The following is a 14156-nucleotide window of genomic DNA, read 5'->3' as shown; positions in this document are numbered from 1 at the left end:
TAAATTCATAAATGGTGCAGATATCGTGTCATTGTACGAGGAGTGGTCGGGGATTTTCAACGAGATAAGGAGTTGTAGAAAATGCAGGCTGCATGAAAGCAGGACTAACCCCGTCCCTGGCGAGGGGCCTTTAACTGCGAGAGTCGTGGTGATCGGGGAAGCTCCTGGTAGAAAAGAAGACGAGTCAGGCACTCCCTTTGGAGGGTCTGCGGGAAAGTTTTTGAACACTTTACTGGAAAGCGCTGGGCTGAAAAGGGAGGAGGTTTTCATTACAAATATTGTGAAATGTAGGCCCCCTGGTAACAGGAAGCCTAGGAGAGATGAGATCTCTCAGTGTCTGGGATACTTGAGCCGTCAGTTGAGATTGTTGAAACCCAGAGTCTTAATACTTCTGGGAAACACTGCCGCGGAGACCATCTATGGTTTAGCAGGGGTTGAGTGGCACGGGGTGATGAAGGATCACGGTAAGGTTTTCGAAATCAAGGTTTTCGGGGTTGAAGCCTTGTCTATTCCAACGTTTCACCCTGCGGCCGCTCTCTATAATCCTAGACTTAAAAACATTATCCTAGAAGACTTCACCAAGGTTGTGAAACCTATTATCGCCGGGCTGGAGAAGGGTTCTTCCCAGCCTTAATCAGTTTTCCTCAAACTTAGAATTATGAGGGAAAACCCAGTCATGCATAAGATTACAAGGAAGGGTATCAGGGAGATTGGGATCACAGTGGGATCGAAGAGGTAGGAGGGGCTATATTCAACAGTGTTATGCAATGTAAATGTTAGAAAACTGTACGCATAGGCGTGGAGGATCATTATCTGGACTATGAGATAGTCTATTCTATAATCCATGGTTGAAGCATCGGTTAAGAATTCGATCATTGTTATTATCGAAGGTATGACGAGGCCAAGCTTGCTCATCACGTAGACGCTCAGAGTTTTTAATGAGTTGAAAAGAATTTCCTTTATGCTCGAGTTATTCAGGGCTGGGAATATTTCATTTCTGATCAAGGCTGGATTGTAATATAGCTGTTCAGCCATTTCTTCAAAAGCTTTAAAAGTGTAAACAAGGTCTAGAAAACTGTTTCCAGTTAGAGGTGCGGGTTCAAAACCGATCAAATAAGACATTGCTTCATAATATGATTTACTTGTTGATAGAAGCTCATGCATCCTGGCCAGGTAGGTGTCGAGTAATGGGCTAGCCATGCAATTACGTCTTCCATAGATATTACTTGCATTAACCCATGCCAGACTGGTTTCGGCCCGAGCTAGTGAGTATGAATAGTTTCCTATCCTATGGATCAGCTCGACGCTTTCATCAGCCGCTCTGAGAGCTTCCTCAGACTCCTCTATTCTCTTCAAGGCGTTCATGTACAAGTCGATAAGTAAGGGATTATAGCATGTTTCAAGCTGGACCTGTTCCTCAACAAATTGTCGTGCTTCTTTAATCTTTTTCTTAATATTCAAAACATTATTCTCAAAATCGGTTAGAGATGTATGGTAGGAGTAGTTTAGAAGGCTGGAATACCCGTAATAATAGGCTTGGAAAGCTATTGATGAAGCTGTATAGAAATGTTCCACTTCAGCATATTTTGTGGAAAGGCTTAACAGGTTCAACGAGTTCTCGAGGAAGGAATCCATCCACATAGACTCATTCAATAACATAACAATATGATTCGTTTTATTATAGAAATCCATCCAAACCTTTTCAAAATATGAGGTTAGGGAGGGACTATACATGTTCTCGTAATTCAACTCGGGGAATAACCCGGTTTCAGAGAATTTTTCATAAGCTTGGAACACTGTCAGTACTGGTTGATAAATCTCGTCTGTTACGTTTGCTGTAAACGGGCCAGTAACCAGCTTCAGCCCGGAATGTTTAGCCGCATCCACTTTCTGGGCGATACCTCCCACCCTACCTACGATCCCGCCGGGGCCGATTACACCTGTAGCCGATTTCAACGAATCGAACGACTCATTCCTCAGCAATGATATGGCGAAAACCATGAAGAGAAGTGTTGCACTAGTGCCTTCAACCTGGGCAATCCCCTGCACCGAAATAGTGTAGTCTAACCGCTTATAGTCTTCTCCGGTTAGGAGCGACGAATATAGTAGGGCTAGTTTGAAGGATAGAAGGGTGTCCTGTGAGAACGCGTTCGAAGGGATTACTGTGACAACTCCTCTTCCAGGTGTTGAAACAGTAATGTAGACGTCAACTATCCTGCCTCTTCCCTCATTATCGATGGCTAGCAAGCTCAGCTTATACGTGGAAGACTCTTTTGTATTGTATTCCCCAAAGCCTGCTAAAGCTGTTGTTAAACACATGATCAATGCGATTATCGCAGTGAACTTCAAAAACCTCGCCCTCTAATGCTTTCAGCGTAACACTGATCAATCACAGCTTACCAGCTCATAATTGCCGGGTTGTCATCACTGTAATACAATTAAGTTGAAACAGGGTTTAATAATTAACCGATTACCGCCTTGATTCCCTCGACCATTGTTCTTCTGTTTATTAATTTTGCCAGGAAAGTAAGATTGCCCAGGAGTTTCCCCCAGCCTATCACTCAGAATCATGAATGACGGTAGAGCCTGACTACACGGAGCCCGTCTACGCCTAGTGAGGAGTTCTTTAAATCATGAAGACGGAGTCAGCATTCGCTAACACGCCAACTAATCACCAAGTATAAAACAGTCCTTTAATCAATAATATTTTATGGCGTAGCTGTTATGTCCCAGGTTCAACGAGACATGCCCTTTAGTGTTATAGTTGATTTCTTCAAAAAGCTGGAGACAACGACTGCAAGAACCCAGCTGACTGCAATACTAGTGAACTTGTTTAAGCAAACTCCTCCGGATGTTATAGATAAAGTCGTCTACTTGATACAGGCTAGATTATGGCCTGACTGGAAAGGCCTCCCCGAGCTGGGAATAGCTGAAAAATTATTAATTAAAGCCATCTCCTTATCCACTCATTCCTCGGATAAAGTTGTCGAGGAGATTTTAAAATCCAAGGGTGACGCGGGCTTAACGGTTGAAGCGTTAAAGACTCGTTTATTAGAGAAGAGCAAGGGGGCGACGCTGTTCTCTTTTGTTGAGAAAAAACAGGAGCTCACGGTTAACAAGGTGTACGAGGTTTTAACCAGGATAGCGCTAGCGCAGGGTGAGGGCAGTAAGGACTTGAAGATAAGGCTTCTAGCAGGCTTACTATCCGATGCTACCCCTGAGGAAGCTAAGTATATTGTAAGGTTTGTTGAAGGGAAGCTGAGGCTGGGCATAGGGGATGCTACGATAATGGATGCTCTCAGCATTGTTTTCGCCGGGGGCGCTCACCTCCGACCCGTTATTGAGAGAGCCTATAATTTAAGAGCGGACCTAGGGGAGGTTGCGAAAATACTTGCTTCCCAGGGTGTGGAGGCTATTAAACAAATAACTCCCATGGTTGGGATTCCAATAAGGCCGATGCTCGCGGAAAGGTTGAGCGACGCTAAGGAGATACTGGAAAAGGTTGAGGGTGAAGCCTTTGTCGAGTATAAGTACGACGGGGAGAGGGCGCAAATCCACAAGGACGGAAACAAAATCATCATTTATTCTAGAAGACTCGAAAACATAACTCACCAATACCCTGATGTTGTCGAGATGGCTTTGAAAAACATGAAGGCTGATAAGGCAATAGTTGAGGGGGAGATAGTCGCTTACGATCCCAGCACTGGCGAGCTGAAACCTTTCCAGGAATTAATGCATAGGAAGAGGAAATACGACATACATGTTGCGGTGAAGGAAAACCCTGTTAAAGTCTTCTTGTTCGACCTTCTCTACGAGAATGGCGTAGACTATACTGTGAAGAAGCTTATTGAAAGAAGGAAGAGGCTTGAGGAGATTGTTAATCAGACAGAGGAATTCAGGGTTGCAGAGTATATTAGAACCTCCGATCCAGGCGAGCTTGAAAAATTCTTCCTCCAAGCAATCAGCGAGGGTGCGGAAGGGGTCATGGTTAAGGCTTTGCACGAAGGATCGATTTACCAGGCAGGAACGAGAGGGTGGCTATGGATTAAGTTTAAACGAGACTACAGAAGTGAAATGGTGGACACAGTGGATTTAGTAGTGGTCGGCGCTTTTTACGGGAGGGGGAGAAGAGGAGGTAAGTTCGGAACTTTACTCATGGCTTCATATAATCCTGAAAACGATACATTCGAAACCGTGTGCAAGGTTGGCTCCGGCTTCACAGATGAGGACTTGGACAGGATTCCCGAGATGCTCAAGCCTTTCATCCGGGATAGGAAACCCTTAAGAGTTATAGCGGAGATGGAGCCGGATGTTTGGGTTGAGCCGGCTTTGGTTGCTGAAATAATAGGTGCAGAGCTAACGCTCTCACCAGTACACACTTGTGCCTACGGTAAGATCAAGCCTGAGGCAGGCGTCTCAATAAGGTTTCCGAGATTCATTCGGTGGAGGGATGATAAAAAACCTGAGGATGCTACCACAAGTGATGAGCTTGTTGAAATGTACAGGCTCCAGCTTAGAAGGATTGGTGAGAAAACGGTTCAAACCGGAGAGGAAGCCTGAGTCGAAAGCATAAACGAGCCTCCGCTTCACCCTAACCCTCTACGGGGATGTCTGCGGAGTGTCGCGGGGATTCACGAAATAATATTTTGATTAAGTGTTATATTAACATTTCCTCATAACTCAAAACAAATTGTCACGCTAGGGATGGGGGGAGTAATTGGTATCAGTTATTGTTTTCGCTGGAATGGCTGGTAGCGGGAAAACCAGTATAGTGTCCCATTACTCTAAGTGGCTTAGAACTAGTTTGCTTGCAAGAGTGGCCTGTGTAAATCTAGACCCAGGGGTTGAGGCATTACCATATATTCCAGTATTTGATATAAGGAAGTACTTTACGTTAACGGATTTGATGAAAAAATACGGGCTAGGCCCGAACGCAGCCTTCCTCAAATCCGCCGAAATGATATCTCATCTAACCGATGAAATCATGCGTGAAGAACCGTTCTCAAATCTCGATAAATGGGATTACGTCTTAATCGATACTCCAGGTCAGCTGGAAGCCTTCATCTTCCAGCCCGAGGCAAGAGAATTCCTGGCAAAGATTTCTCGTAGGACTAATCTAGTAGTAGGGTACATGATAGACGCCTCCATAATTAGTAATGTCCCAGATGCTGTAACCTCGTGGTTTATGTACGTGTTAATCCAGGTGAAGACGGGCTTGTTAACCGTTCCAATCATAAGCAAGGCCGACATGGCACGCAACCTATCATTGCTGAAAGAGTTGATCGAGGATCCTGGCGTTTTGGCTTCGAAAGAAAACCTCATAGAAGGATTGCAAAGCGAGATTATCCCAGAGCTGATCCAGATAGCTATGAAAACAAAGGGGGCTTTAAGGGCCGTCATGGTGTCGATTCATGACGTGGAGAGCTTGAGGAGTCTTCACAACATCCTCCAGGAGGCTTTCTGCGCCTGCGGCGATTTAACTTGATGAACCAAATCCTGTTAAATGTTAAAATCTTCTTATTATCAATTAACATTCAGGTAAGGTGTCAAGGCGGGTGGAATGACAGATTTTGTGATTGACCCGGTTGCAGCGTTTTTCCTATTCGTGTATGGTTTTGTACTTTTGTTCGGAGGTAAGAGTATTGTTAAGCTAATAGTGGGCATAGGCTTCGGAGGCTTCCTCGGGGCGGCGGGGTTCGTTCTCGCAACCATGGTTTCAGGCGTGGGCGGCGGACTCGTAGTTTTTCTTCTCATGTTTATAATAGGAGTTTTGATTGGTTGGTGGATTTTCAAGGCATCGTTGAGCCTTCTATCAGGTTTGGCTGCATGGTATTTTTTAACAGGGCTCCTGAACATCCCGCGGATTTCCTCCACTTCACTACTGGTTATGATAATTTTGATAGTAATCTTCTACGTTCTTGTAGAGTCGGCTATAACCGGGGTTGCCATCCTTGTAGGAGCACTTTTAATGTATTTAGCTCTCACTACCTGGGCTGGCAGTGTTCTATCCCTCATAATAGTAGCATTCTTAGTTATGTTTAGAATCGCGTGGATTCTTGACTCGAAGGGTGTGCTGTAATGGGATTGTACCGCCCGAAGACGGCTGTGGGTAAGTACTATTCAATACTCTTCTCGCTACCCCACTGGAAAATCTTAGCCGCGAGTATAATAGGAGTTTTACTTTTAACTGTTGCACTCCTCCGGGACGAGTCAATCCCATTCATCACTAATACAATCATAACACTAGTTGTTTTGGAGGTTTATAGGAGAATTACTAAAAACACCGTTTTCCACAAGCTGAAGAGAAGAGTGGGGTTGTCTCTCACGGTGCTGATATACTCTCTCATAAACTATGTGTTGCTCAGGGACTGGAGGGTTTCAACTATTTCGTCAGCAATACTGTTAACCATTGTTATCCAAGGTCTTGATGGAACCAGGTGGTGGCGTTACATAGTCGCTGTACTTCCACCACTAGTTACTCTTCTCCTCATAGACCAGGCAATTCTCGAGTTCCCCAGTATTTACATTTCTTCCCTCTCGTTTTCCCTTCTACTGATCGTGCTCCTGGATCTAACAGTTTACGCTGTCATGGGGAGACACAGGATTAACGGTTTTAAAGCCCCTGACCTTGGATCCCTATTCCTACGAAACTGGCTAAACGGTGACAGGGAAATAGAAAAAGTCTTCGATAGCCTAGGGGTCTACCATAATGTGACTTCCTACATTTTGAGAACGAACAGCTTTGCACTATTATATACTGATCTTCACTACGGCCCGTTCTCCAACACGGGAAGTAGTCAACTACCTCTGCTGATCAGGGATGCTTACAGTAAGCTGGGATTAGATGTTTACCTTCTCCACGGGTTTGGTTCACACGATAGAAATATTGCCAGCTCAAAATACGTTAAAGACTATCTTTCTCGTTTAGAGACGGTCATCCTTGAGGATTGTGAAGAAGAATTAAAATACCATGGCTCTTTCAAAGCGAGAAGCAGGGATTACTGGGAGATAACTGGAATAGTATTCGACAAGGTTGCTTTCCTAATAGTTTCACGTCCCGTTAAAGGAATAGATGACCTACCTTACGAGCTACAGGTCGAGTATGCGTTAAAAGCTAAAAACCTTGGGCTCGGGGACGTAATACTAGTTGACGCGCATAATTGGGAGAGACAGGAGGAGATGGATTTCGAAGAACTAGGGGAAGCTCTTGAGGAATCTCTCGGCTTGGTTGAAAAAATGAGGAGCAGGAGGCCGGAGAAACCATTGATTAAGCATCTCTGCTTTAAAACTGATGCACCTGGACTCATTGACGGTGAAGCATGTCTCCTTCAAATATGGAGTTTAAACTACGAGAGGCTAGTACTGCTTCTACTGCGCGGTAATAACATGGAGCCAGGACTACGTGACACCTTAGTTGAATTGATAAGGAATAGCCTGGGTGGAGAAGTGATTGCTGAAGTTTTAACAAACGATGAGCACACGGAGACAGGGATTAGAGCCAATATAACATATATCCCCGTCCACTATAGTGATAGCTTGAGAAGAGACTTGGAGGCTCAGCTGGAGCGTTTTAAAAATATTGAACCCGGTGGAAAACTATGTGTGATTAAGGAAAACCTGAACGTGAAGCTACTCGGCGATTCGGCTTTTCAACTCGAGCAACTTGTAAGGAAGTCCTATGTAGAGTCGGCACTGCTTCTAATAGCTTACGCTTTCCTCACACCCGTGCTGCTTAAGCTTATTTGGGTCTTCACAGGGTTTTAGACCTTTTTAAACCCGGGGGTTTATAAATAAATTCATCAGGGGGTTTTCATGAGTAGTGGAGCTGTTTTAAAACCAAGCTATAAAATAGAGAACATTGTCGCTACCGTAATATTGGAGCATGAGCTTGACCTTGAACTTATTGAAACACGTATCCCAGCTATCACGTATAAGCCGGATCAGTTTCCCGGCTTAATCTTCAGGCTTGACAAGCCTAAGACAACAGCCCTTATTTTTAAATCCGGTAAAATGGTTGTAACAGGTGCTAAAAGCACTCAACAGTTAATCGAAGCAGTTAAGAGAATGATTAAGGTGTTACTGAGATATGATATCAAGGTTACCGGTAAGCCTAGGATACAAATTCAAAATATAGTTGCGAGTGGAGATATTGGAGCTTACGTCCACTTAGAGAAGGCTGCGTACCTTCTCGAAGACAGCATGTATGAGCCAGAGCAGTTTCCCGGGCTTATTCATAGGATGAGGAATCCCAGAGTTGTCCTCTTGATATTTAGTAGCGGGAAAATGGTAATAACAGGCGCGAAAGAAGAGGTTGAAGTAGAAAGGGCTGTTGTGAATATCGGAAACCAGCTTCTCGAGCTAGGATGTATCGCAGGGATTAGGGAGGAATTATAAGAGTATTATACGATACTATTTTTTAGTGATGAAGTGGGCAGCCACATGGACCCTACTAGGGATGATGACCTTACAGCTCACTCTGAACACTTTTCCAAGATGACGCCCGGATTAATAGTCCTAATCGATCTAGATCGCTTCGAAGAATACACTATGGAGAAAGGGTTAAACCCGTATGTCCCTAACAGCGTGACAGGTGAGCTTACGAGACTTGTAGAAGACTTCGCCATTAAATACAGGGGGGTAGTAGTTTACGGGCTTGACTATGGGAGAGGAACCGAGGAAGCATTGATAGAGATACCTTTCGGATGCGAGGAGGTGGGCTCGGTAGTCAAGGACTTGGAAAACCTGAAAAACCGGGTTAACAGTTACGGAGTTGGGGTCACAATAGTAGTTGTTTACGACTATGTTTCAGGCAAGCCGGCCTCAAACAGGAGGGAGGCATATCACGCCACTCCAGGAAGAAGGAGAGCGGTGAAAATCCTGAAAGATTTGAAGAAAAAAGGAGGTAACATTCTCCGCGTCGAATGCTGAGGCTAAACGTATTCTTCTATCCTAACCGGGCGGAATCCAACATAATCAAGGAATCTGAGCCTCTTCGGTATTGGCGGGTGGGTGCTCATTATCTCCTTGAAGCCTCCCTCCTCCTTTCTCTTCAACTCCTCTATAACCTGGTCAACATCCGTGTTGAAGTCTCTCGGAGGCGGCGGCGTGTAGTGGTAGAACGGGTTGGCCAGGGTCTCTGTTAAAGCATATATGAAAAGCGTCTTCAACTTACTATTCGATAACTGCTCATACCCTCTCTCATAGTAGTTGTAATACAGGTGCAGTTTCGCAAGAGCCCGTTGCATGCTTCTCGGAGATGATACTTTTGCTCCATGAGCGTCTGCATAGTACTCTCTTAACCGGCTGAAAGCGAGAACTAGGATTTGAACAATAAAGCTTAAAACGACCGCGGCAACGCCCACCAGCATTAAGAACACTCCCCCGCCTCCCCTGCGATCCCTGGATGATAGTCTTGAAACACCGGTGAGTATGCCAGCCCGTATCAGCATAACACCGAGATAGTATATGAGGCTGGGGAATATCCCCATGAACAGCATTAAAGCATTATCCCTGTGCTTGTGATGCCCTAGTTCGTGCCCTATGACCGCTTCCAACTCCTCTCTATTAGTTATTCTCAACATCTCTGTTGAAACCGCTACGTACTTGCCTAGTAATAGATTACCGTATGCGAACGCGTTAGGAGGTCCTCTAACCACGACTGCCTTGGGAGCCTTCTTGAAGCCTGCTTTTTCAGCTACGCGGTTAACAATTCCCTGCAACTCCGCGTCAGGCTTGGCTCCGTATGCTAGATTAATCATTAGCGGTGAGAACAGGTATGATAGTAGATTGATTATTAAAATGAATACTGCGAACCCGGCAATAAACAGTGCTGAAACAGCGAACCCGGCGACCTCAGCTAGGGCTGTAAATATAAGCACGAGACCGGCAATTCCTGAGAGAACTGCTAGTGCTCCTGCAAGGTACATTGACGTATAGAGTGAAAACCTGTTTGTCAGCTTCCTAGCAACTTTTGGCGCTACGAGCCCTGCCAGAAGCATAAGGGCAATGAAGCCAATAGCGTAAGCGATGATCGTAGCCATAAACCAGCCTATATCGTAAAACAACAACCACATTACTGTCACCTTTTTTGGATAACTCTTCTAACTCTTAATAAATGTTAAAACATGGTTTACAAAGTAACCTTTTAGCCAGCCTCACATCCTAGAGACACTGTTTAAAATACAGTACGTGTTAACGAACACGGGGGCTGACTCTAGGGAGGATTCTTTAATACTTTGATTAACATACAAGGAGTCCTGGTGCAGGCGTTGATTAAATACTTTCGTGCTGAGGATGTTCTTGAAAGAATAAGAAAGATTGTGAGAAATTTACAGCCCGAGTTTAATCATATAGATTTGAAAAGAATAGTTGTCGTCCGATCGGTAGGAAGCAAGTCCAGAGCCCTTGCCCGAATCCACGGTTTCCCACGCATTTACGCGTTCGCGACGGGGATTAAACCCTTCTACATTATAGAGTTGATTTCGGAGAGATATGACAAGCTTACAGAGGAGGAGAAGGATAAAGTATTGATACACGAGCTCCTCCATATTCCCAGAAATTTCGAAGGGGGTCTTAGACCTCACGGTAAATACGTGAATGGTAGGATGGTTAACCAGCTTTACAGGAAACTCCAGGAGCGGCGAATCCTCGAAGCATAGAGGGTTCAGCGAAACCTATTGTAGATGTTTGATAATGATCCAGCTAATGCGCTGTTTCATCCAATCCTCTTCTTCTAACATTATAAAACTTTCCGCATCATGGTTAATCATTTTAAGTGATAAACACAATATTTTACGTGAATGCTGAAGCCGACATAATCTGAACAGTGATGATGGGTCGATTAACTGAGTTTAACAAGGGATCCTTACTCGTAAGAGCACAGTATAGAGGCTGTTTCTAAATCCGCAAACTCTATTAATGCGTATTCCTTACCCCCGAATACCAGGCGGTCAATTCTGAGGAGAGGGGATTCAAGCACTGTAGACACTTGCTCAACGATTTCCTCACCCTTTTCTATTTCAATCCACAGAAGGATTTTTGACTTGTAAAGGAGCCCTGCTTTTTTAACATAGGGTGATAAGTAGTTCTCAGGATTGGGTGAAACCTGTGTTCCTGGATGATATGGTCCTGTAGCAGGCATTATCACCAACCACTTATCTTTGTCTAGAGGTATTTTCTGGAAGACAGGAAACCTTCTTCCTCCGAAACACTTCAAGCTAGGATGTTCGTGACCAATTACCACTATGTTGTATTCTTCCGAGGGAAAATACTCATGTCCGTGGGTAATGAAGACTTGAGCATTGTTATCAGGAACGCTAAGGGCATTGGCTATGTTTCCGCCTTCACCTTTAACTATGTTTCTCACAAAATTGTCGTGATTCCCTCTTACTAGCAGGAACTCACTTATACCTCGCTCCTTAAAATGCTTGAGTAGACTCCTAACCTCTATTTTCTCCTGTCTAAGCAACCTGTCAAAAGCGTGTTTCAAATCCCCGTTAACGATTACTCTTTCCACGCTGACGTGCTCTAGAACATAGTTCAACATCTCAACAATCTTCCTGAACTGGATTCTCGGTAGGAAAATGCCTGAGTAACCGCTTTTTCCACGCAAAGAATACTCCAAACCTCTCGCAGCTGCCTCCTCGAAGCCTAAGTGTAAATCAGCCATTACTAAGGTCTTTCTCCTTGAAAAGTAGAGGAATGGCGTGCCAGGTATAACGTATATTTCGAGACTTTCCATCTCTGGGAATAGTTTCCGTAGCAAGCATCCTTCACCGTTAAGAAAAGAGGTAGCGGGCCCGCCGGGATTTGAACCCGGGACCTACGGGTTAAGAGCCCGCCGCTCTACCAGGCTGAGCTACGGGCCCCAAGCTTCTTTAATAATCCAAGAGCTTTTATATTTATTTTTCTGTTTTCAACGAAACTTTCACTGCAACGTATTGGATGAGGAGGATCGTGCCTATAACCAACGATATCAATGCGATAATGGATAAGCCTGCATACGGGAGAGACGTAGTCTCAAGCCTGTAAGCAACTCCTACCTGCGTTCCCATCGAGTCAAATACGACTACGTTCTCGAAGACACTAAAGTTTGTTAACTGGAAAGAACCAGATCCCCCAGCTGGTAAGACTGTGGAATGTACGATGGTTTCATTGGTTTTAAAAGTTATGTTGACCGGGTTTGCCCCTTTATTAAGGAATTCAAAGTCGATTCTTCTAGCATTAAACACTCTAGGATCCTGTATGAGCATGCTGAGAGTGTAGAATGACTTTCCACTTACTTCAAAATCTTTATCGCCTTCAACAACGTTTATGCTTTCATAGCTTCCTAGAAATGACAGGATTATGGATAATAGGAGCAAGCCCAGCGCGAGCATTAGCAAAATCCGTGGAGTCATCAGCATTTTCTCACCATTTTTAAATTACCCTGTAGACATTATTTAAGAGTGTGAGAAATTGTCGCAGCGAGAGAAACCGCGGAGTAGGAAGCTTACCGAGTTTTTCAAGAAAAACACGCAGGAGGATTTCGAGAAAAAACCTGTCGGGAATGTTAGTGAGCAGTTGAAACCATCGGATTCTAGTGATGAGGAAGACGTGGCAAAGCACATTCTAGAATTGGTTGAATCCAGAACAAGTCAATCAAAAACGAGAAGCCTAGTCGAGGAGGAATCTAGCAAAGAGGCGTCATCGCTAAAAACCTCTAAACCGCTTGCAGATGAATTGCTGGAGCAGATTCTCGCGGAAGAAATAAAGCCTATTGAATGCGATAATAAGGGTATCTGCACTGATGGGATAAAAGTGGGAGAATTTTTCATAGATAAGTATGGTGTTAAAAGACAGAGAGGCTTCGTAAATACCACAAGGCTCCCAGTATACTTAGATGTTGTGGTGGAGGAGGCAAAGGTTTCCCCGCTTCTATCAAAAGCGTACTCTATCCAAACCAGTAGGAACGCTCTCGCAATAGTTCCAGAGGATTTTATATGTGAACTACAGGAGCGTTACGGCGTAGTCTTGGAAGGATTTGAAAAATGTGCTCAGGGGAAAGGAGTTACGGTATTTGATACCCATGGGAAGAGAAGGGTGAGGTAAAAAAGATTTAATGAATAGGAGTTTTGTAGTAAGTTTTGCCTTCTTCAATATCCGTCATTAAACGTGGAGTTCTCTTCCTCCTTCTCTTCTTACCAGCTCTAGGCTCCCATTTCATGCCTGGAGTTCCTAAGCTTCCATCCGGGTATTCAACAATCATTTTCAAAGCTAAGAGGTGGTTGACAGCTCTTCTAACCCTGTCCTCTCCTGCAATACCGCTGAACTCTTTCACCAATTCGTCGAAGAACAACGGTCTCCCCTTGTTCCTAATAGCGTTTAATACCATTTCTGGGAGCTCGCTATCTCTAGGAGCGATCTCAACAACCAGGTCGAAATCCTCATACACTATTTTCCCTTTAACCATATTATCACCATATATTAATTAGTGGGAATCTAAATATTTAAACTTTATCACTAATTAATCCCACTATATAAAAGAAATATTCATTAACCCAACTCTTTATTAAGATTATTGCGTGATTATTGATGAACCCCATTCTAGCGAGGAAAGGCGAAACGGTTCTGTTAATGGGGAACGAAGCTATTGCTAGAGGAGCACTGGAGTCTGGAATATGCATGGCCGCTGCCTATCCGGGAACACCTTCAACTGAAATAGTTGAGACACTCTCGGAAGTTGCTAAGGATTTGAAGATCTGGGTTGAATGGAGCGTTAACGAGAAAGTCGCGTTTGAAACAGCCTATGCTGCAGCGATTTCAGGGGTTAAGAGTCTAACAGCGATGAAGCATGTGGGATTGAATGTGGCAGCAGATATTTTAATGAGCAGCGCCTACGCGGGCGTTAAGGCAGGATTCGTAGTGGTTTCAGCTGATGACCCAGGTCATTACAGCAGTCAGAACGAGCAGGACAATAGGTGGTATGGGTTCATATCTCACATCCCGGTTGTGGAGCCGAGTAGCCCTAGGGAAGCATATCATTACACTAAAGAAGCGTTTAAACTGAGTGAAAAGTATGGACACCCCGTCATCTTGAGGACGACTACAAGGATTAGCCATACCAGGCAACCCGTAACCCTCGACGAGGACCTTCCAGAATCACCGGTATGTAAGGG

14 protein-coding genes, 1 tRNA gene and 1 pseudogene are annotated in these 14156 nt (G+C 44.4%); 10 read left to right on the top strand and 6 right to left on the bottom strand.

Translation table 11 applies throughout. The features are described 5' to 3' along the window. The first annotated feature begins 25 nt into the window (after positions 1–25). Positions 26–634, top strand: a complete 609-nt coding sequence (locus tag AC3OH0_RS04585; protein WP_498344925.1) for a uracil-DNA glycosylase family protein — start codon at positions 26–28, stop codon at positions 632–634. Here AC3OH0_RS04585 and AC3OH0_RS04580 read toward each other — a convergent pair. Beyond that, the gene (locus AC3OH0_RS04580) at positions 631–2349 is read right to left on the bottom strand and encodes a hypothetical protein (RefSeq protein WP_498344924.1); all 1719 of its coding nucleotides are present in this window, start codon (positions 2347–2349) and stop codon (positions 631–633) included. The genes AC3OH0_RS04585 and AC3OH0_RS04580 overlap by 4 nt on opposite strands. 375 nt (positions 2350–2724) lie before the next feature. Between AC3OH0_RS04580 and AC3OH0_RS04575 the strand changes: the two genes are divergently transcribed. The 6 genes from AC3OH0_RS04575 (at position 2725) to AC3OH0_RS04550 (ending at position 8928) form a co-directional block, all read left to right on the top strand. Further along, positions 2725–4560, top strand: a complete 1836-nt coding sequence (locus AC3OH0_RS04575; protein WP_498344923.1) for an ATP-dependent DNA ligase — start codon at positions 2725–2727, stop codon at positions 4558–4560. 157 nt (positions 4561–4717) lie between these two features. After that, entirely contained in the window at positions 4718–5485 is a 768-nt protein-coding gene (locus AC3OH0_RS04570) for an ATP/GTP-binding protein (RefSeq protein WP_498344922.1), read from the top strand. 75 nt (positions 5486–5560) lie between these two features. Further along, complete coding sequence (locus tag AC3OH0_RS04565) at positions 5561–6079, top strand: hypothetical protein (RefSeq protein ID WP_498344921.1); 519 nt, start codon at positions 5561–5563, stop codon at positions 6077–6079. Then, complete coding sequence (locus AC3OH0_RS04560) at positions 6079–7764, top strand: DUF2070 family protein (protein ID WP_498344920.1); 1686 nt, start codon at positions 6079–6081, stop codon at positions 7762–7764. Before AC3OH0_RS04565 ends, AC3OH0_RS04560 begins: the two co-directional genes overlap by 1 nt. 48 nt (positions 7765–7812) lie before the next feature. After that, positions 7813–8394 (top strand): TATA-box-binding protein, encoded by a 582-nt coding sequence (locus AC3OH0_RS04555; RefSeq protein WP_498344919.1) that lies wholly within the window; start codon positions 7813–7815, stop codon positions 8392–8394. A gap of 33 nt (positions 8395–8427) precedes the next feature. Further along, entirely contained in the window at positions 8428–8928 is a 501-nt protein-coding gene (locus AC3OH0_RS04550; protein ID WP_227410852.1) for a hypothetical protein, read from the top strand. 2 nt (positions 8929–8930) lie between these two features. Here the strand turns inward: AC3OH0_RS04550 and AC3OH0_RS04545 are convergent, their stop codons facing one another. Beyond that, positions 8931–10073, bottom strand: a complete 1143-nt coding sequence (locus AC3OH0_RS04545; RefSeq protein ID WP_498344918.1) for a zinc metalloprotease HtpX — start codon at positions 10071–10073, stop codon at positions 8931–8933. A 195-nt stretch (positions 10074–10268) separates the two neighbouring features. On the opposite strand from AC3OH0_RS04545, the gene AC3OH0_RS04540 reads away from it, so the two are divergent. Then, positions 10269–10658 carry a putative metallopeptidase gene (locus AC3OH0_RS04540; RefSeq protein WP_498344917.1) on the top strand — a complete coding sequence of 130 codons (390 nt, stop codon included), beginning with the start codon at positions 10269–10271 and terminating at the stop codon, positions 10656–10658. A gap of 206 nt (positions 10659–10864) precedes the next feature. Here the strand turns inward: AC3OH0_RS04540 and AC3OH0_RS04535 are convergent, their stop codons facing one another. From AC3OH0_RS04535 to AC3OH0_RS04525, 3 genes are all read right to left on the bottom strand, one after another. Continuing rightward, positions 10865–11764: a metallophosphoesterase gene (locus tag AC3OH0_RS04535; protein ID WP_498344916.1), complete on the bottom strand. Its 900-nt coding sequence runs from the start codon at positions 11762–11764 to the stop codon at positions 10865–10867. A gap of 29 nt (positions 11765–11793) precedes the next feature. Continuing rightward, positions 11794–11867 (bottom strand) — tRNA-Lys (locus tag AC3OH0_RS04530). A 33-nt stretch (positions 11868–11900) separates the two neighbouring features. Next, positions 11901–12404 carry a hypothetical protein gene (locus tag AC3OH0_RS04525; RefSeq protein WP_498344915.1) on the bottom strand — a complete coding sequence of 168 codons (504 nt, stop codon included), beginning with the start codon at positions 12402–12404 and terminating at the stop codon, positions 11901–11903. Between the two features lie 52 nt (positions 12405–12456). Between AC3OH0_RS04525 and AC3OH0_RS04520 the strand changes: the two genes are divergently transcribed. Next, on the top strand, positions 12457–13089 hold the full coding sequence (locus AC3OH0_RS04520) for a hypothetical protein (protein WP_498344914.1): 633 nt from the start codon (positions 12457–12459) through the stop codon (positions 13087–13089). A gap of 7 nt (positions 13090–13096) precedes the next feature. Here AC3OH0_RS04520 and AC3OH0_RS04515 read toward each other — a convergent pair whose 3' ends face one another. Beyond that, positions 13097–13450, bottom strand: a complete 354-nt coding sequence (locus tag AC3OH0_RS04515) for a hypothetical protein (protein ID WP_193436046.1) — start codon at positions 13448–13450, stop codon at positions 13097–13099. Positions 13451–13572: 122 nt separating this feature from the next. On the opposite strand from AC3OH0_RS04515, the pseudogene AC3OH0_RS04510 reads away from it, so the two are divergent. Then, positions 13573–14156: pseudogene (locus AC3OH0_RS04510) on the top strand (indolepyruvate ferredoxin oxidoreductase subunit alpha); the annotation flags it as partial.

Source organism: Thermosphaera sp. (assembly GCF_059755995.1).
The sequence above is the reverse complement of the archived record's forward strand: the minus strand, read 5'-3'. Positions and strand labels throughout refer to the sequence as shown.

Coding starts and splice junctions, on each gene's coding strand:
- AC3OH0_RS04515 (WP_193436046.1), bottom strand. CDS start 13,450: ATGGTTAAAGGGAAAATAGTGTATGAGGATTTCGACCTGGTTGTTGAG.
- AC3OH0_RS04575 (WP_498344923.1), top strand. CDS start 2,725: ATGTCCCAGGTTCAACGAGACATGCCCTTTAGTGTTATAGTTGATTTC.
- AC3OH0_RS04555 (WP_498344919.1), top strand. CDS start 7,813: ATGAGTAGTGGAGCTGTTTTAAAACCAAGCTATAAAATAGAGAACATT.
- AC3OH0_RS04560 (WP_498344920.1), top strand. CDS start 6,079: ATGGGATTGTACCGCCCGAAGACGGCTGTGGGTAAGTACTATTCAATA.
- AC3OH0_RS04545 (WP_498344918.1), bottom strand. CDS start 10,073: ATGTGGTTGTTGTTTTACGATATAGGCTGGTTTATGGCTACGATCATC.
- AC3OH0_RS04525 (WP_498344915.1), bottom strand. CDS start 12,404: ATGCTGATGACTCCACGGATTTTGCTAATGCTCGCGCTGGGCTTGCTC.
- AC3OH0_RS04565 (WP_498344921.1), top strand. CDS start 5,561: ATGACAGATTTTGTGATTGACCCGGTTGCAGCGTTTTTCCTATTCGTG.